The 18799-nt window shown below is 65.8% G+C and carries 15 protein-coding genes; 2 read left to right on the top strand and 13 right to left on the bottom strand.

Annotation, left to right across the window (positions count from 1 at the left end; translation table 11 throughout):
* Positions 1-19: 19 nt before the first annotated feature.
* From ACCD07_RS11470 to ACCD07_RS11455, 4 genes are all read right to left on the bottom strand, one after another.
* Positions 20-1357, bottom strand: coding sequence for a TldD/PmbA family protein (locus ACCD07_RS11470; protein ID WP_353404791.1), 1338 nt, complete (start codon positions 1355-1357; stop codon positions 20-22).
* 3 nt (positions 1358-1360) lie between these two features.
* On the bottom strand, positions 1361-2998 hold the full coding sequence (locus ACCD07_RS11465; RefSeq protein ID WP_413447413.1) for a TldD/PmbA family protein: 1638 nt from the start codon (positions 2996-2998) through the stop codon (positions 1361-1363).
* 122 nt (positions 2999-3120) lie between these two features.
* A complete protein-coding gene (locus ACCD07_RS11460; protein WP_413447412.1) occupies positions 3121-4458 on the bottom strand; it encodes a TldD/PmbA family protein in 1338 nt (445 codons plus the stop codon).
* A 17-nt stretch (positions 4459-4475) separates the two neighbouring features.
* Entirely contained in the window at positions 4476-6113 is a 1638-nt protein-coding gene (locus ACCD07_RS11455) for a TldD/PmbA family protein (protein WP_353404788.1), read from the bottom strand.
* A gap of 273 nt (positions 6114-6386) precedes the next feature.
* On the opposite strand from ACCD07_RS11455, the gene ACCD07_RS11450 reads away from it, so the two are divergent.
* Together ACCD07_RS11450 and ACCD07_RS11445 are read left to right on the top strand one after the other, a co-directional pair.
* The gene (locus ACCD07_RS11450; RefSeq protein WP_413447411.1) at positions 6387-7202 is read left to right on the top strand and encodes a class I SAM-dependent methyltransferase; all 816 of its coding nucleotides are present in this window, start codon (positions 6387-6389) and stop codon (positions 7200-7202) included.
* Between the two features lie 109 nt (positions 7203-7311).
* The gene (locus ACCD07_RS11445) at positions 7312-8907 is read left to right on the top strand and encodes a methyl-accepting chemotaxis protein (RefSeq protein WP_413447410.1); all 1596 of its coding nucleotides are present in this window, start codon (positions 7312-7314) and stop codon (positions 8905-8907) included.
* Positions 8908-8922: 15 nt separating this feature from the next.
* On the opposite strand, the gene ACCD07_RS11440 is transcribed toward ACCD07_RS11445, so the two are convergent.
* The 9 genes from ACCD07_RS11440 to ACCD07_RS11400 form a co-directional block, all read right to left on the bottom strand.
* Positions 8923-10410: a methyl-accepting chemotaxis protein gene (locus ACCD07_RS11440; protein ID WP_176655944.1), complete on the bottom strand. Its 1488-nt coding sequence runs from the start codon at positions 10408-10410 to the stop codon at positions 8923-8925.
* Positions 10411-10524: 114 nt separating this feature from the next.
* Complete coding sequence (locus tag ACCD07_RS11435) at positions 10525-12207, bottom strand: methyl-accepting chemotaxis protein (RefSeq protein WP_413447409.1); 1683 nt, start codon at positions 12205-12207, stop codon at positions 10525-10527.
* A 22-nt stretch (positions 12208-12229) separates the two neighbouring features.
* Positions 12230-12751 carry a chemotaxis protein CheW gene (locus tag ACCD07_RS11430; protein ID WP_176655946.1) on the bottom strand — a complete coding sequence of 174 codons (522 nt, stop codon included), beginning with the start codon at positions 12749-12751 and terminating at the stop codon, positions 12230-12232.
* An 11-nt stretch (positions 12752-12762) separates the two neighbouring features.
* Positions 12763-14451: a methyl-accepting chemotaxis protein gene (locus ACCD07_RS11425; protein WP_413447408.1), complete on the bottom strand. Its 1689-nt coding sequence runs from the start codon at positions 14449-14451 to the stop codon at positions 12763-12765.
* Positions 14452-14487: 36 nt separating this feature from the next.
* Positions 14488-15786, bottom strand: a complete 1299-nt coding sequence (locus ACCD07_RS11420) for an EAL domain-containing protein (RefSeq protein WP_353404781.1) — start codon at positions 15784-15786, stop codon at positions 14488-14490.
* Between the two features lie 29 nt (positions 15787-15815).
* Positions 15816-16886, bottom strand: a complete 1071-nt coding sequence (locus ACCD07_RS11415; protein ID WP_176655949.1) for a protein-glutamate methylesterase/protein-glutamine glutaminase — start codon at positions 16884-16886, stop codon at positions 15816-15818.
* Positions 16883-17410, bottom strand: a complete 528-nt coding sequence (locus ACCD07_RS11410) for a chemotaxis protein CheD (RefSeq protein ID WP_413447407.1) — start codon at positions 17408-17410, stop codon at positions 16883-16885. Before ACCD07_RS11410 ends, ACCD07_RS11415 begins: the two co-directional genes overlap by 4 nt.
* The gene (locus ACCD07_RS11405; protein WP_353404777.1) at positions 17407-18213 is read right to left on the bottom strand and encodes a CheR family methyltransferase; all 807 of its coding nucleotides are present in this window, start codon (positions 18211-18213) and stop codon (positions 17407-17409) included. The genes ACCD07_RS11410 and ACCD07_RS11405 overlap by 4 nt, the downstream gene beginning before the upstream one ends.
* A gap of 20 nt (positions 18214-18233) precedes the next feature.
* On the bottom strand, positions 18234-18791 hold the full coding sequence (locus tag ACCD07_RS11400) for a chemotaxis protein CheW (protein ID WP_353404776.1): 558 nt from the start codon (positions 18789-18791) through the stop codon (positions 18234-18236).
* Positions 18792-18799: the final 8 nt, after the last annotated feature.

The following is an 18799-nucleotide window of genomic DNA, read 5'->3' as shown; positions in this document are numbered from 1 at the left end:
GTTCCCTTTGCCCCGCCCCTTAAACCGCGTCCGACAAGGACGTGAAGTTAAAGTCGCGCACCTTCATCGGCGGTATCAGCATCTGGAAGCGCACTTCGTCGCCGCCGATCACCACCGGCTTGCCCAGTTCATCGATATTGTTCAGCATCGACACCGGGCTTTCGTTGAAGCGGAAGTTCTTGATCGGATGCTTGATCTTGCCGTTCTCGATGTAGAACGTGCCGTCGCGCGTCAGGCCGGTCAGCAGCAGCGATTGCGGATCGACCATGCGGATGTACCAGGTGCGGGTGACCAGCACGCCCTTCTTGGTCGAGGCGATCAGCTCTTCGGTGGACTTGCCGCCGCCCGCCATGATCATGTTGCCGTGACGGCCTGCTGCGCGCTTGCCCTGCTTCTCGGCCCAGTAGCGGGTGTAGTCCAGCGATTCGATCTTGCCGCCCTTGATCACGTCGGTGCGCTCGCGCGCCAGCATCGAAGCGCCGTCCCAGGCCAGCACCGGCACGTCCGGATTCCACGGATCGGCCCAGACGTTGACCTGCTCGTCGAACAGCTTCTCGCCAAGGCGGTTGCCGCCGCCCTTCTTCGACAGGAAGCTGCGGCCCTCGTCGGCCTGGCGCGCGTCGAAGGCGCCGAACATGCGGCCGATGATTTCCGACGTCGCCGCCGGCTCCAGGATCACCGTGTAGCGGCCCGGCTCCAGCGCCTTGGCCTCGACCGACTTCAACGCCTTCTCGATGGCGATCTCGGACGCTTCGCGCGCATCGAATTTCTTCGCATCGTTGGCCGAGCGCGTGGCCCAGCCGGAACCGCGCCCATCCTCGGTACGGGTGGTGACGGTGAAACCCAGATTGCTCAAGGTCTGGTAGCCGAACACGCCGTTCGAGTTGGCGATGGTTTCAAAGCCGGTGGTGTCGCTGAAGAAGCCTGCTGCGACAAGGCCCTGCTTCTTGCAGGCGTTGATGCTGACGGCGGCCACTTCGGCGCGGTAGTCCGGATCGATGGCGGCGGTAGCGTCGCTGTAGGTATTGGACAGCTTGTATTCCTGCTTCTTGATCGCCGGCTGGAACTCCGGATTTTCCGGCGCCAGGCGCGCCACGTCTTCGGCGCGGCGCACGGCCTTTTCCAGCGACTTGTCGTCGAACTCATTGATCGACGCGGTGCCCTGGCGCTTGCCGAAGGCGACGCTGACGGACAGCTGCGTGTTCTCGATCAAGCCGGCGGTCGACACCGCGTTGCGCGCATAGCGGATATTGCCGTTGCGGCTGCCGCTGATCTGCACACGGCACTCGTCGGCCTTGGACAGCGACATGATCTTGTCGCAAATGCGTTTTGCTTCTTCCTGGTTCAGCATCTTCATTGTTTATCCTATCTTGCGAGCGGTGTTGATCACGTTGATGCCGTTAAAGCGGGTGGTCGGCGAGCCGTGCGACACGGCGCTGACCTGGCTGGGCTGTCCCTTGCCATCGAAGAAGGAGCCGCCCATGCGCCAGTCGCGTTCATCGCACAACGCCGTGCAGGCGTTCCAGAATTCCTGCGTGTTCGACTGGTAGGCCACGTCTTCCAGCTGATTGGCGATCTTGCCGTTCTTGATTTCGAAGTACAGCTGGCCCCCGAACTGGAAGTTGTAGCGCTGCTGGTCGATCGAGTACGAGCCGCGGCCGAGGATATAGATGCCCTTCTTGACATCCTTGACCATGTCGTCCGGCGTCAGCGGCTTCTTGCCCGCTTCCAGCGACACGTTCGGCATGCGCTGGAACTGCACGCTGCTCCAGCTGTCCGCGTACGAGCAGCCGTGCGATTCCTTCTCGCCGATGATGTGCGCCTGGTCGCGCGTGGCCTGGTAGTTGACCAGGATGCCGTTGCGGATCAGGTCCCAGCGCTTCGATGCCACGCCTTCGTCGTCGTAGCCCACGCAGCCCAGCGATCCCGGCGTGGTCTTGTCGGCGACGATGTTGACCAGCTCCGAACCGTAGTTGAATTTCTTGCTCTGCCATTTATCCAGCGTGGCGAAACTGGTGCCGGCGTAGTTGGCCTCGTAGCCCAGAACGCGATCCAGCTCGGTGGCGTGGCCTACCGATTCGTGGATGGTCAGGAACAGGTGCTCCGGCGACAGCACCAGGTCGTACTTGCCCGGCTCGACGGTTTTCGCCGTCAGCTTTTCCTTGGCCTGGCGGCCGGCCGCGCGCGCGTCCTCGATCAAATCGTAGGCGCCCTTGTACAGCGTGGTCACGCCGCCGGCGGCCTTGACCTTGTTGGCCGCAAGGGCGTCGAAGAATTCATAGCCCATGCTGGCCGGCGACGACAGGCCGTCGCGCGTGCGGAAGCGGTTGCTGGCCTTGTCGACCGCGGTGGCCGTCAGCGGCGCCCACAGGCGGTGGATGTCCTGGTCGATGTAGGAGCCGTCGGTGGAGGCGAAGTACTTCTGCTGGTTGACCTGGAACAGGTTGGACGACATGAAACTGGCGCCCGCCTCCATGCCGGCCTTGTTGGCGGCGATCAGCATCTCGGCTTTTTCCTTGATCGGCACGGTGCGCCAATCCTTCTTGAACGGCGTGGCCCAGGCCACGACGCCCACGCCCTTGACCGGCGCCAGCTGCACCGGTTCGGTCTGCAGTTTGGCGTTGGCGCGGGCGATGGCGACGGCCTGCTGCGCGGCGGCGGCCACCGAGTCCAAGGTCATGACGTTGGTCGAGCAGAGGCCGTAGGCGCCGCCGGCGATCACGCGCACGCCGACGCCGGACGATTCGGTGTTGACGATGTTTTCCACGTTCAGGTCGCGCGTGGTGATGAACTGGTTCATGTAGCGGCCGATGCGCACGTCGCAGTAGCTGGCGCCGGCCTTGGTGGCCGCGTTCATCGCGGCGTCGGCCAGGGACTTCTTGAACTGCACCGCCATGGGATTCATCAGCTCTTCAGCTGCGATGGCGTTGCCGAATACCGGTATCAGCAAGCTGCCGCCGGCGGCCGCGCCTACCTTCAGAAATGAACGTCGTTCCACTTGCGTCTCCTGAAATACAGCAGGCCTTTGCGCCGTCATTCCCGCGCAGGCGGGAATCCATACTTCGCCGGCCAGGAGGCTCAGCATGGGTTCCCGCCTGCGCGGGAACGACGGGGGTTACTTTACACCGCGTCCGACAGCGACGTGAAGTTAAAGTCGCGCACCCGCATCGCCGGGATCAGCAGCTGGTACTGCGACTCGTCGCCCGACAGGATCTCCGGCTTGCCCAGTTCCTCGATGTTGTTCAACATCGTCACCGGGCTTTCGTTGAAGCGGAAGTTCTTGATCGGATGCTTGATCTTGCCGTTCTCGATGTAGAACGTGCCGTCGCGGGTCAGGCCGGTCAGCAGCACCGATTGCGGATCGACCATGCGGATGTACCAGGTGCGGGTGACCAGCACGCCCTTCTTGGTATTGGCGATCAGCTCCTCGGTCGACTTGTTGGTGCCGGCCATGATGATGTTGCCCGGCGAGCCGATGGCGCGCTTGCCCTGCTTCCTGGCCCAGTACATCGAGTAGTCCAGGTTGGCGATCTTGCCGCCCTTGATGATGTCCTGGCGTTCGCGCGCCAGCATGTTTTGCGCATCCCACGGCAGCACGGCGACGTCCTTGTCCCACGGGTCGGTCCAGACGTTGACCTGCTCGTCGAACAGCTTCTCGCCCATGCGGTTGCCGCCGCCCTTCTTCGACAGGAAGCTGCGGCCCTCGTCGGCCTGGCGCGCGTCGAAGCCGTTGAACATATAGGCCAGGACGTCCGAGGTCGCCGCCGGCTCCAGGATCACGGTGTAGCGGCCCGGTTCCAGCGCCTTGGCGTCCACCGAGCGCAGCGCTTTTTCAATCGCCACGTTGGACGCTTCGCGCGGGTCGAACTTGCTGACGTCGCCGACGCTGCGCTTGGCCCAGCCGGAACCGCGGCCGTCTTCGGTGCGCACGGTGACGGTGAAGTCCAGGCCCGTGTCGCGCTGGAAGCCGAACACGCCGTTCGAGTTGGCGATGGCGGTGAACTGCGAGCTGTCGGTGAAGAAGCCCGCCGCCACCAGCTTGTTCTTTTTGCTGTTCTCGATGCTGTAGGCCGCCACCTGCGCGCGGAATTCAGGATCGATGTCGGCGGTCTTCTGCGAGAAGGTGTCGCTGGCCTTGTATTCCTGCTTGGTCGGCGTCGGCATGAACTCCGGGTTTTCCGGCGCCAGGCGCGCCAGGTCCTCGGCGCGGCGCACGGCCTTTTCCAGCGACTTGTCGTCAAACTCGTTGATGGTGGCGACGCCCTGCTTCTTGCCGAAGGCGACCGACACCGCCAGCTGCATGTCCTCGATCAGGCCGGCGGTCGACACGGCGTTGCGCGCATAGCGGATATTGCCCTTGCGGCTGCCGGTGATGTTCACTTCGCACTGATCGCCCTTGGAATAGGACAGCACCTTGTCGCAGATACGTTTTGCTTCATCTTGACTCAAATTCTTCATCTCGTGGTCTCCAGGGCTTAGGCGATCTTGCGCGCGGTGTTGATGACGTTGATGCCGTTGAAGCGCGTCGTCGAAGCGCCGTGCGATACCACGGACACTTGCGGCGGCTGGCCTTTGCCGTCAAAGAAGGAACCGCCCATGCGCCAATCGCGCTCGTCGCAGATGCCGACGCAGGCATTCCAGAACTCCTGGGTGTTCGACTGATAGGCCACGTCTTCCAGCATGGCGCCGATCTTGCCGTTCTTGATTTCATAGAACAGCTGGCCGCCGAACTGGAAGTTGTAGCGCTGCTGGTCGATCGAGAAGGAGCCGTCGCCGACGATGTAGATGCCCTTCTTGACGTCCTTGACCATTTCGTCCGGCGTCATCTTCTTCTTGCCCGCCTGCAGCGAGACATTGGGCATGCGCTGGAACTGCACGTTGGCCCAGTTGTCCGCGTACGAGCAGCCGTGCGATTCCTTCTCGCCGATGATGTGCGCCTGGTCGCGCGTGGCCTGGTAGTTGACCAGGATGCCGTCCTTGATGATGTCCCAGCGCTTGCACTTGACGCCCTCGTCGTCGTAGCCGACGTTGGCCAGCGAACCCGGGGTGGTCTTGTCGGCGACGATGTTGACCAGGTCGGAGCCGTACTTGAATTTCTTGCTCTGCCATTTGTCCAGCGTGGCGAAGCTGGTGCCGGCGTAGTTGGCCTCGTAGCCCAGCACGCGATCGAGTTCGGTCGGGTGGCCGACCGATTCGTGGATGGTCAGCCACAGGTGTTCCGGCGACAGCACCAGGTCGTACTTGCCCGGCTCGACCGACTTGGCGGTCAGCTTTTGCTTGGCCTGCTTGCCGGCCGCGCGCGCATCCTCGATCAGGTCGTAGGACTTGGTGTACAGCGTGGTCACGCCGCCGGCGGCCTTGATCTTGTGCTCGGGGCGGGCGTCGAGGTATTCATAGCCCATGCCGACCGGCGACGACAGCCCCTGGCGCGAGCGGAACTTGTTGGTCTTCTGGTCGACGGCGGTGGCGAACACCGGCATCCACAGGCGGTGCACGTCCTGGTCGATGTAGGAGCCGTCGGTGGAGGCGAAGTACTTCTGCTGGTTGACCTGGAACAGCAGCGACTGCATGAAGCTGGCGCCGCCTTCCATGCCGGCCTTGTTGGCGGCGATCAGCAGTTCGGCCTTCTCCTTGATGGCGACGGTGCGCCAGTCCTTGACGATGGGCGTGGCCCACGCCACTTCGCCGACGCCCTTGACCGGCGCCAGGATCACCGGCTCGGTCTGCAGCTTGGCGTTGGCCTTGGCGATGGCGACCGCCTGGCGCGCGGCGCCGGCCACGCCGTCCGGCGTCATGTCGTTGGTGGCGGCAAAGCCGTAGGCGCCGCCGGCGATCACGCGCACGCCGACACCGGCCGATTCCGTGTTGGTGACGTTCTCAACGTTCAGGTCGCGGGTGGTGATGAACTGGTTCAGGTAGCGGCCCACGCGCACGTCGCAATAGGAGGCGCCGGCCTGGGTCGCCGCCGTCATCGCGGTATCGGCCAGCATTTTCTTGAACTGCAGGGCGACCGGCTTCAACAACTCTTCCGCCGCGATCGCGCGGCCGAAGGCGGGCAGCAGCATCGTGCCCAGCGCCAGACTACTCACATTGAGGAATGCACGTCGTTCCATAGTATCTCCAACAGGATTGCGGGCCAGCCGCCCGAAGAGGCAATAAGAGCAAAATACGTGCCACCGAAATCATTATGCAAGTGACTGATATGCAAGACCAAAGCAGAGCGGAACGGATCGAAGTGTCCGCTCATCTGTCCGGCAAGTGTCCGCAAAGTGTCCGGCCGGTGTCCGCAGCCAATTAGCTTGACCTCCCTGCAAGCTTGACAGATGATCCGGCAGGGCGACCGTCCCCGCGTCGCCCCGAGCCCACGAACCTTCAGGAGACTTTGCATGAAACGAACCATACTGGCCGCGCTGGCCACCACCATGCTGCTTGGCGCCGGCGCCGCTGTCGCCGCCGAAGACGCCGCGCTGAAGGCCGCCATCGCCGCGCCGTCGCGCACGCCGGCCAACGTCGCGCGCGACGTCTACCGCCATCCGTACGAGACGCTGGCCTTCTTCGGCATCAAGCCGACCATGACGGTGGTGGAGCTGGCGCCGGGCGGCGGCTGGTACACCGAGATCCTGGCGCCCTACCTGCGCGACCACGGCAAGCTGATCACCGGCGGCAACGACCTGGCCTCGCCCGACGCCAACGAGCGCAAGGCGGCCGAGCGCTTCATGGCGCGCCTGAACGCCAATCCGGCCGTCTACAACAAGGTGGCGCTGGGCGTGTTCTCGCCGCCGCGCAAATACGAGTTCGCGCCGGCCGGCAGCGTCGACATGGTGGTCACCTTCCGCAACGTCCACAACTGGATGGAAACCGGGCCCGACAATATGAAGACGCTGTTCGCCAGCCTCTACACCAGCCTGAAGCCGGGCGGCATACTTGGCGTGGAAGAGCACCGCCTGCCGGCAGGCAAAACCCAGGACGCCGACGCCAGCTCCGGCTACATGCACGAGAAATACGTGATCGGCCTGGCCGAAGCGGCCGGCTTCAAGCTGGCGGCCAAGTCGGAAATCAACGCCAATCCCAAGGACAACGCCGACCACAAGGGCGGCGTGTGGGCGCTGCCGCCGACCTACGCCAACAAGGATGAAGACCGCGCCAAATACCAGGCCATCGGCGAGAGCGACCGCATGACGCTCAAGTTCGTCAAGCCTTGATGCCGCAAATTTTTTGCTGAAGTCAGTCACTAGTTAATATCCTGTCGATAGGGCCGGTCCTACACTCAGGCGTTTATTTCCAGTCGGAAATTAGCCTTTGAAGGAAACCATGCTACGCAATCTCAGCATCCGCGCCCGTTTGATTTTTGTTCTCGCCTTGCTGTCGCTGCAGCTTGTCGCCATCGGCGTCTACGGCCTGTCTGGCATGGCGCAGGTCAACGCTTCGCTGAAGACCGTGTACGACGACCGCCTGGTCGCGCTGGGCCAGCTCGACCAGGTGGCGCGCTCGCTGGTGCGGGCGCAATTGCAGATCGCGCTGGCCGCCAAGGCCGGCGCGCCGCCGCAGCTGGCGGCGATCCGCGAGACGCTGCAGCGCGAGCGCGACAACTGGACCGCCTACGCGGCCACCTACCTGACGCCGCGCGAAAAGGAACTGGCCGCGCTGTTCGTGGCGCGCCGCGCCGCTTTCGAGACGCAGGCCATCGCCACCACGCTGGCTGCGCTGGAGCACGGCCAGCCGGAACTGGCCGACCAGCTGGTGCGCGGCACCATGCTGCCCATGTACGACAGCCTGCGCGCGCCGCTCAACGACCTGATCGCGCTGCAGCTCGACGTCGCCAAGGCCGAGTATCAACAGTCGCAGGACAACTACGGCGTGCGGCGCGCGCTGGCCACCGGCGTCATCGCGCTCGGCCTGCTGCTCGCGGGCGGCATCGGCTGGTGGCTGGTGCGCGCCATCACGCGGCCGCTGGCGCACGCCGTCAGCGTGGCGCGCAGCGTCGCCGCCGGCGACCTGACCCGCGACATCGCCGTGCGCAGCAACGACGAAACCGGCCAGCTGCTGCAGGCGCTGCGCACCATGAACCAGGACCTGGTGGGCATCGTCGGCCAGGTGCGCAGCGGCACCGACAGCATCGCCACCGCGTCCAGCCAGATCGCCGCCGGCAACCTGGACCTGTCCGCGCGCACCGAGCAGCAGGCCGCCTCGCTGGAGGAAACCGCCTCCTCGATGGAACAGCTGACCGCCACCGTGCGGCAAAACGCCGACAACGCGCGCCGCGCCAACGAGCTGGCGGCATCCGCGTCGGAGGTGGCGGCGCAGGGCGGCGGCGTGGTCGGCCAGGTGGTCAGCACCATGGACGACATCAAGCACAGCTCCGACAGGATCGTCGACATCATCGGTGTCATCGACGGCATCGCGTTCCAGACCAATATCCTGGCGCTGAACGCGGCGGTCGAGGCGGCGCGCGCCGGCGAGCAGGGACGCGGCTTTGCCGTGGTGGCCACCGAGGTGCGCAGCCTGGCCCAGCGCAGCGCCGACGCGGCGCGCCAGGTCAAGGCGCTGATCGGCGATTCGCTGGAGAAGGTCGATACCGGCAGCCGCCTGGTGCGGCAGGCCGGCGCCACCATGTCCGACATCGTCGCCAGCGTGGAGCGCGTCAGCGGCATCATGGCCGAGATCAGCGACGCCAGCCGCGAACAGACGCTGGGCATCGACCAGATCAACCAGGCCGTCGCGCAAATGGATGAAGTCACGCAGCAGAACGCCGCGCTGGTGGAGGAGGCGGCGGCCGCCGCGCAATCGCTGCAGGAGCAGGCCGCCAGCCTGCTCGGCACCGTCAGCGTGTTCCAGCTGACGCCGGCCGCGCAGGCGCCGCGGCAGGGGCTGCGGCCGGGCTTGCATCAAGTCGCCCTGCTCGCCTAGCGCCCCGCCGCCAGCCTAGAACCGGGTGAACTTGGTCTCGTCCGGCGAACCGTCGGCGACCAGGCCGAGGTTGCGCGGGCGGGCGGCGCGCGCCGAGGCGACGCCCGGCCGCAGCATCGTCGGACGCGTCGAGCGCGTGCCGCGCGGGGCCTCGTCGACCGCGTACTGCTTGAACACCGCCATCAGGGCGCCCAACTGCTCGGCCTGGGCGCTCATCTCTTCCGACGTCGCGGCCAGTTCCTCCGAGCTGGCCGCGTTGAGCTGCGTGGTCTCGCTCAGCTGGATCACCGCGCTGTTGATCTGCCGTACGCCGGAACTCTGCTCCTCCGACGCCGCCGTGATTTCCTGTACCAGGTCCGACGTCTTGCGGATGTTGGGCACCAGCGCGTCGAACATCTGGCCGGCCTGCTCGGCCAGCTCCACGCTGTCCGACGCCACCTTGCTGATTTCCTGCGCCGCCACCTGGCTGCGTTCGGCCAGCTTGCGCACCTCGGCCGCCACCACCGCGAAGCCCTTGCCGTGTTCATGCGCGCGCGCCGCCTCGATCGCCGCGTTCAGCGCCAGCAAATTGGTTTGATAGGCGATGTCGTCGATGATGCTGATCTTGCTGGCGATCTGCTTCATCGCCGCCGCCGTCGCCTTCACCACCTCGCCGCCGCGCGTCGCGTCCACCGCCGCCTGGGTGGCGATGCCGTCGGTGACCTTGGCGTTTTCCGTATTCTGCGCGATCGACGCCGTCATCTGCTCGATCGAGGCGCTGGTTTCCTCGACGCCGGCGGCCTGCTCGCTGGACGCCTGCGACAGCGACTGCGCGGTGGCGCTGACTTCCTGCGAGGCGCCGGCCAGGCTGGCGACCACCGACTGCACCTCGCGCACGATGCCCGACAGGCTGCGCGCCAGCCACACCGCCAGCACGCAGCCGAGGATGGCGATGCAGACGTCGACCGCCAATATCATCTGCTTGGCGGAGTTGGTCACCTCGGTCATCGCCGTCGATTCAGCCTGGGTTTCGCTGGCGTTGACCTTGAGCAGTTTGCGGAAGGCGCTGGCGATGGCTTCGTCGGCGCCCTTGATCGACTTGTCCATCTCCACCGGGGTCATCCCCTTCTCGTGCATGGCCTCCAGCTGGGTCATGCTGTCGCCATAGGCCTTGGTGCTCACCGCCACCTCGTTCAACAGCGCCTGCTCCTCGGCGGTGACGCTGCCGGCGCTCTTGTAACCGGCCATATGCTGCTCGATGGTGGCCAGGTCGGCGCGGAACTTGCTGTTGTAGTCGCCGCCGCGCAGGATGTAATTCTTGAAGTGGTGCACCGCCAGGCCTTGCGCCGTCACGCCTTCCAGCACCGCGTTCTTGCGCGCCAGGGTCACGGTCTCGAACTCGTTCCAGTGATCATGCAGAGAAGTCAGCTTGGCGAAGGCTATTACGCCCAGCAATATCACCAGCAATACGATGCCGCCAAAACCGGCATGCAGCCGGGTTTCCATTTTCATCTGCTTGAACATGAGGGGTTTCTCCGAGGTAACGTGTAGCCACTAGCCATTGTGAACCAATCCGCAGCATCAAATCTAACCAATACTCACGCTGTGGCGTACGATCCACGCCACACGCGCCGGGACTCAGAACTTGATGAAGTTCATCTCGTCCGGATCGCTCATTTCGGCCATGCGGCGGCTGCCGGCCATGGCGCCGGCTTTCGGCTTGGCCCGCGGCGCCATGCGCACCGGCGCCACCGCGCGCACGCTGCGTGACACACCGGCAAGCTTGAAGAAGGACATGGTCTGCTGCAGCTGCTCGGCCTGGCCGCTCATCTCCTCGGCCGTGGCGGCCAGCTCCTCCGAACTCGACGCGTTCTGCTGCGTGGTCTGGCTCAGCTGCGTGACCGCCGAATTGATCTGGCCGACGCCGGCCGACTGCTCTTCCGACGCCGCCGTGATCTCCTGCACCAGGTTGGAGGTGCGGCGGATGTTGGGCACCATCTCGTCCAGCAGCCGCCCGGCCTTCTCGGCCAGCTCCACGCTGCTCGACGCCACCTGCTCGATTTCCTGCGCCGCCACCTGGCTGCGCTCGGCCAGCTTGCGCACCTCGGCCGCCACCACCGCGAAGCCCTTGCCGTGCTCGCCCGCGCGCGCCGCCTCGATCGCCGCGTTCAGCGCCAGCAGGTTGGTCTGGTAGGCGATGTCGTCGATGATGCTGATCTTCTTGGCGATCTGCTGCATCGCCGCCACCGTCGAACGCACCGCCTCGCCGCCCTCGGCCGCCTCCAGCGCCGCCTTGCTGGCGATGCCGTCGGTGACCTTGGCGTTCTCGGTGTTCTGCGAAATCGACGCCGTCATCTGCTCGACCGAGGCGCTGGTCTGCTCGGTGCCGGCGGCCTGCTCGCTGGCCGCCTGCGACAGCGACTGCGCCGTCGCGCTGACCTCTTCCGAAGCGCTGGCCAGCGCCTCGGCGCCGTTGTTCACCTCCTGCACCACGTGCGACAGCTTCTCGATCATGCCCTTCATCGCCGCCAGCAGGCTGGTGCTGTCGCCGGACTTCAGCTCGACGTCGGCGCTCAGGTCGCCGTCGGCCACCTGGCGCACGATCCGGGCCGCATAGCCCGGGTCGCCGCCCAGCTGGCGCATGATGCCGCTCAGGATCAGCAGGCCAATCGCCACCAGCAGCGCCAGCGCCACGCCGGACGCCACATACATGCTGGTCAGCGCGCTGGACGACGCCGCGTCCGCCTCCTGCACGGAGTCGTCGCCGTATTTGACGTTCAACTCGACCAGCTTGTCGAGACTGGCCTCGACCTCGCGGAAGACGGGGCGGTTGTCGGCCTGGTTGCGGTGCAGCTCAAGGAACAGCTCCTTGCGCCGGGCCAGGTCGGCGCCGCTGATCTGGGTCAGCAGGCCGCCGAACTCCGCGTCCTTCAGGCGCCAGGCGTCCCACTGCTTGACAAAGGTCTTCCACAGCGCGGCTTCATCGGCGCTCTGCGGCAGCGGCTCGTAGACTTTCCAGGCGCTGTCGATCTCGGCGAAGATCTCGGCGCGGCGCTTGATCTGCTGCGCGATTTCCGCCGTATCTTCGGGATAGGCGGCGACCACCTCGGCCGCGCGGTTGGCCGAGCGGATGCCGGTCTTGCCCTCGTTGATCGCCATCAGCGCCTTCACCGAAGGCATGCGGTTCTTGCCGATTTCGGCCAGCATCTCGCTTTCTTTTTTCAGCCCCTGGAAAGCGATCGCCATCACCATCAACAACGCCAGCACGGCGATCGCGATCAGCGTCAGGATCTTGGTCCTGACGGTTATCTGTGCAAACATATCAGTCTCCTGAATAGTGGCGCTATGAATTCTGTGGCAAGGCCCCGCCGGCCGACAGCGCGGCGATCTCGCTGGCCGATACCACATGCTGCACGTTCAGCAGCAGCACGAAGCGGCCGTTGACCTTGCCTATGCCCTGCAGCAGCTCGGCGCGCACCTGGGCGCCGAAGCTGGGCGCCGGCTCGACATCGGCGGCCGGAATATCCAGCACCGCGTTGACGGCGTCGACCAGGATGCCGATCACGAAGGGGCCGTCGTCGCTGTCCACTTCGACCACGATGATGCAGGTGCGCTTGCCGATCGGCGACGGCGCCCGTTCCAGCCGCCGCGCCAGGTCCAGCACCGGCACCGCCGTGCCGCGCAGGTTGATCACGCCGCTGATACAGGCCGGCATCTGCGGCACCGGCGTGACACCGGCGTACTCGAGTATCTCGCGCACCGCCAGGATGCCGATGGCGAACATGTCCGGTCCCAGCATGAAGCTGAGATATTGCGCTGGACCCGCCGCCAGTTGCCGCGGCTCCGCTACGCTCAAGGTATTCATGCCGGCCTCGCTTAGAATTTAGTGAAATTGCTTTCGTCTGGATCGCTCATTTCCGCCATACGGCGGCTGCCGGCCGTGGCGCCAGCTTTCGGCTTGGCCCGTGCCACGCGCACCGGCGCCACCGCGCGCACGCTGCGCGTGCTGGCGCCATAGCCGGCCAGCTTGAAGAAGGACATGGTCTGCTGCAGCTGCTCGGCCTGGCCGCTCATCTCCTCGGCCGTGGCGGCCAGCTCCTCCGAGCTCGACGCGTTCTGCTGCGTGGTCTGGCTCAGCTGCGTGACCGCCGAATTGATCTGGCCGACGCCGGCCGACTGCTCTTCCGACGCCGCCGTGATCTCCTGCACCAGGTTGGAGGTGCGGCGGATGTTGGGCACCATCTCGTCCAGCAGCCGCCCGGCCTTCTCGGCCAGCTCCACGCTGCTCGACGCCACCTGCTCGATTTCCTGCGCCGCCACCTGGCTGCGCTCGGCCAGCTTGCGCACCTCGGCCGCCACCACCGCGAAGCCCTTGCCGTGCTCGCCCGCGCGCGCCGCCTCGATCGCCGCGTTCAGCGCCAGCAGGTTGGTCTGGTAGGCGATGTCGTCGATGATGCTGATCTTCTTGGCGATCTGCTGCATCGCCGCCACCGTCGAGCGCACCGCCTCGCCGCCCTCGGCCGCCTCCAGCGCCGCCTTGCTGGCGATGCCGTCGGTGACCTTGGCATTTTCCGTGTTCTGCGAGATCGACGCCGTCATCTGCTCGACCGAGGCGCTGGTCTGCTCGGTGCCGGCGGCCTGCTCGCTGGCCGCCTGCGACAGCGACTGCGCGGTGGCGCTGACCTCTTCCGAAGCGCTGGCCAGCGACTCGGCGCCGTTGTTCACTTCCTGCACCACGTGCGACAGCTTCTCGATCATGCCCTTCATCGCCGCCAGCAGGCTGGTGCTGTCGCCGGACTTCAGCTCGACGTCGGCGCTCAGGTCGCCGTCGGCCACCTGGCGCACGATCTCGGCGGCGTAGCTCGGGTCGCCGCCCAGCTGGCGCAGGATGCCCGTCAATATCAACAGGCCCAGCGAAACCAGCAACGCCAGCGAAATGGCGGACGCCGTGTACATCTGGGTCTGGGCGCGCGACGACGCGATCTCGGCCTCCTTGACCGAGTCGTTGCCGACGTCGACGTTGATCTGCACCAGCTTGCCCAGACTGTTCTCAATCGCGTGGAAGGCGTCGCGGTTGGCCAGCAGCACCTTGTGCAGCTCGACGAATTCCTCCTTGCGCTTGTCCTTGTCGGTACGTATCAGTTTCGACAGCTGATCGGTGAACATGGTGTTCTTCTGCTTCCAGTCGTCCCACTCCTTGATGAACTGCTTCCACACCTTTTCTTCCTCGACCGTCTGCGGCAGCGGCTCGTAGATTTTCCAGGCTTTCTCGAACTGCGCCATGATATCGCCCTGCCGCTTCAGCTCATGCGGCAGCTCGTCGGCCTGGTCGGGATAGTTGGCCAGCGCATCGACGGCGCGCGCCGACGAGCGCAGCGCCGTCTTGGCCTCGTTCATCGCCATCAGCGCCTGCACCGACGGCAGGCGTACCACGCCTATCTCGCGCAGCATCTCGCCTTCCTTTTTCAAACCCATGAAGGAAATGATCACCACCACCAGCAGTGCCAGCACTGCGACGCCCAGCAGCGTCAAAATCTTGGTCCTGACTGTAATCGTTGCAAACATAATAGCTCTCCAGTTAGGCCGTTTTTTTAGATATATTTAATCAGGACGCGATGCCGCGCCCTGGCCCTGCTCGTCCACCGCCAGCGCCCGCAAGCGGCGCCGGTCCTGCCTCATCCACCCGACCAGATCCTCCGCCGGCATCGGCCTGGCCAGCAGATAGCCCTGCGCCATGTCGCAGCCCAGCTCGCGCAGCAGCTTCCAGTCCTCGATCGTCTCCACCCCCTCCGCCACGGTGGCCACACCCAGGCTCTGGCCCAGGTCCAGCGCGCTTTTCAGCACCACGTGGCGGTTGGCCCGCTGCGACGCGCCGTTGACGAAGGCGCGGTCGATCTTCAGTTCGGTGAACGGGCAACGCGCGAACTGCTGCATCGACGAATAGCCGATGCCGAAATCGTCCATCGCCAGGCCGAAGCCCATCAGCCGCAAGCGGCCCATATTGGTCAGCGCCTGCGACAGCTGGCGCATCACGCTGGTCTCGGTGACTTCCCACACCAGCGTGGCCGGCTTCACCGAGGAGGCCATCACCAGCGCCGTCAGCCGGTCGATGAAGCTGCGCTCGGCCAGGTTGTCGGCCGACAGGTTGATCGACACCGTCAGCGGCGGCAGGCCGTGCCGCTGCCATTCCTCCAGCTGCGCCAGCACCTGGCCGACCATCGCCAGCGTGAAGTCCTCCATCAGCGGCGTGCCTTCCAGCGCATCGATGAAATGCGCCGGCGCCAGCAGGCCGCGCACCGGATGGCGCCAGCGCGCCAGCGCTTCCATGCCCTTCAGCTGGCCGCTCTGCATGGCGATCTTGGGCTGGTAGTAAGGCAGGAATTCGCCGCGCGCCAGCGCCTGCGCCAGTTCGTCGAGCAGCGGCTGGTCCGGCTGCGCGCAGGCCGGCTTGGCGGCCACCGCACGCCCGGCGCGCTCCAGCAACTGCGTCAGCGCGTCCAGCTGCACCGGCTTGAGCAAGGTGCCCAGCAGGTCCAGGCAGGCATCGTCAAAGCTCATGTTCTCGATGATCTCCAGCAGCCGCGGATCGCGCGCGCTGACCACGATCAGGTTTTGCGCCAGCCGCCGGTCGCGCAGCTGGCAGGTCAGCTCGATGCCGTCCATGCCCGGCATTTCGAGGTCGGTCAGCACCAGGAACATCGGCTCGCCGTCCTGCCGCTCCAGCATCTGCAAGGCTTCGTTGCCGTCGCCCGCCTCCAGGATGTCGCCGAAGCCGAGCTGGCGCAGCAGGCCGACCAGGTAGCCGCGCTGCACCGCGCTGTCCTCCACCACCAGCACGCGCTGGCCGGCCCAGGCCCGGGCGACGGCGGTCTCGTTGACGGTGGCGGTTTGTGTCGGCATGGTGCGCGCTGGTTCCATATGCGGTAAGGTCAGTAGCCGAGCTGCTGCAGGATTTCACGGTAGATCGCGTTCAGCGGCACCGACTTCTCCACGCCGCCGCGCTTGACCGCTTCCTTCGGCATGCCGTACACCACGCAGCTGGCTTCGTCCTGCGCCACGGTGCGCGCGCCGGCCTTGAACATCTCCAGCATGCCGGCCGCGCCGTCGTCGCCCATGCCGGTCATGATCACGCCCAGCGCGTTGGCGCCGGCCGCGCGCGCCGCCGAGCGGAACAGCACGTCGACCGACGGCCGGTGGCGGTTGACCAGCGGGCCGTCGACCACCTCGACGAAATACTGGGCGCCGGTGCGGCGCAGCAGCATATGCTTGCCGCCCGGCGCGATCAGCACCTGGCCTTGCAGCACGCGGTCGTTGTTGGCGGCTTCCTTGACGCGCACCTCGCACACGCTGTCGAGGCGGGCGGCAAAGGCGGCGGTGAATTTTTCCGGCATGTGCTGCACCACCACGATACCGGGCGACACGCGCGGCAGCGACGTCAGCACCTCTTCCAGCGCCTGGGTGCCGCCGGTGGAGGTGCCGATCGCCACCACGCGCTCGGTGGTGGCGGTCATCGGCTTGTGGTCGGACGGCGGCAGCACGGCGTCGGCATTGAGCTTGGGCGCCGGCACCGGCGGCGGACGGTTGACCAGCTTGCCGACGTGGGCGCCGGCGGCGGCGCGCACCGCCGACACCAATTCGTCGGCGCTGTCGTGCAGGAACTGCTTCAGGTCCAGCCGAGGCTTGGTGATGATGGCCACCGCGCCGGCGCTGAGCGCCTCGACCGAGGTTTGCGCGCCCTTCTCGGTCAGCGTCGAGCAGATCACCACCGGCGTCGGGCGCTCGGCCATGATCTTGCGCAGGAAGGTGATGCCGTCCATCTTCGGCATCTCGACGTCGAGCACGATCACGTCCGGCCATTGCACCTTCATGCGCTCGATCGCCAGCAGCGGATTGGCCACCGCGTGGGTGACGGTGATGCCGGCCGCCGCGTTGAGCAGGCCGCTCAGCACCTGGCGCACCACGGCCGAGTCGTCGACGATCATGACCTTGATTCCACTCATGCCTTTTCCTTGGTCTTGCGGGGCGCCGCCGCATCGGGCGCCACCTGGCGGCTCAATACTTCGCCGCTGCGGATGGTGAAAATCAACTGACGGTGTCCTTCGCCGAACAGGCTTTCGGACACCGCCTGGATGCCGTGCTGCTGCAACAGGCTGCGCGCGTAGTCGCCGTTCTGCATGCCGATGTCGCGCACCTTGGCGTTGCGCGGGAACATGGCGGCGCCGCCGAAGATCTTGCCCTGGCACTGGATCGGCGGCGCGCCGTGCTGCGCCATCCCTTCGAGCATCAGCGCCATGGCGTCGGCGCCGTAGATGCCGGGCTTGTCGTGGGCCTTCCTGCGGCCGGTGCCGGGCAGCAGGAAATGCGACATCGCGCCGATGCGCAGGGCCGGATGCCACAAGGTGATCGACACGCAGGAGCCAAGCAGCGTGCGCACGCGGTAGCGCTGGTCGCCGACGAAGAAATCGCCGGGCATCAGGAAGATATCGATCAGCTTGGAATCGGCCATGGTCAGCGTCGCCGTCATGGTTTGCGATAGATGGAGGGCGCCACCGCAAGCAGGGTATCGTTGATGTCGTTGAGCGTCTCGGAATGGCCGATCAGGAAGTAGCCGCCGGGCCGCAGCTGCGCCAGCAGCCGCGCCACCACCTGGCGCTTGGTCTCCAGGTTAAAGTAGATCATCACGTTGCGCAGGAAGATCACGTCGAAGCTGCCGATCTTGGGCAGCGGCTCGTTCAGGTTCAGGTGGCGGAACTGCACGCGCTGGCGCAGCGGGCGCTCGATCAGCATGGTGCCGGCCTCGCAGCCCTGGCCCTTGAGGCAGAAGCGCTTCAGGTAGGCCGGCGGCATCTGGCTGGCGCGCTCCATCGGATAGTGGCCGCTGCGGGCGCGCTCCAGAACCCGGGTGCTGATGTCGGTGCCCAGCACCTCCCAGGCGGCGTCGCCCAGCACGTCGGCCATCACCATGGCGATGCTGTACGGTTCCTCGCCGCTGGAACTGGCGGCGCTCCACACGCGCAGGGTCTGCTTCTTGTCGCGCGCCTCGGTGGCCAGGTCGCGCAGCAGCGCGAAGTGCTTGGGCTCGCGGAAAAAATAGGTTTCGTTGGTGGTCAGCAGGTCGACCGCCACCTGCAGCTCGGCCGGCTGCGTGCGGCTTTCCAGCAGCCGCAGATAGTCGCCATAGCTGTTGAGCTGATAGTGGGCCAGCCGCTTGGCCAGACGGCCGCTGACCAGCGCCTGCTTGCCGTTGGCCATGAAGATACCCGCCGCATCGTAGATGAAGCGCTGGAACTGCATGAACTCGCGGTCGGTGATGGCGGTGACGGGCATGGGCTGCTTTGCTTCGATGGTCAGTTGCTGCGGGCGGCGACGGTGTCGCGCGCCATTTCCACGATTTCCTCGTTCGACAGCACGTGTTCGATGTCGAGCAGGATCACGAACTTGCCGTTGAATTTGCCGATGCCGGCGATGAAGTCGGGCCGGATGCGGGTGCCGAACGACGGCGCCGGTTCGATGTCGCCGGCGGCGATCTCCACCACCGCGTTGACCGCGTCGACCAGCATGCCCAGCACCTGCTTGCACTCGCCGTCGCCGCTGTCGACTTCGACGATGACGATGCAGCTGCGCTTGCCGATGACGCTGGGACTGCGGCCGAAGCGCGCCGACAGGTCCATCACCGGCACCACGGCGCCGCGCAGGTTGATCACGCCGCGCACGCAGTCCGGCATCATCGGCACGGTCGCCAGGCTGCCGTACTCGATGATCTCCTTGATGTGCAGGATACCGACCGCGTACTGGTCCTCGCCCAGCATGAAGGTCAGGAACTGGCTGGGCAGCGCGGCGCCGCTCTGCAGCGCGACAATGGCGCTGCTCCCGTAAGTCACGACATTGTTGACGGCGGTATTCATGGTTTCCT

Source organism: Duganella sp. Dugasp56, from assembly GCF_047304105.1.
GTDB classification, from domain to species: Bacteria; Pseudomonadota; Gammaproteobacteria; order Burkholderiales; family Burkholderiaceae_D; genus Rugamonas; species Rugamonas hordei.
Note: the sequence above shows the minus strand (reverse complement) of the source record. Positions and strands in the feature narration are given on the sequence as shown.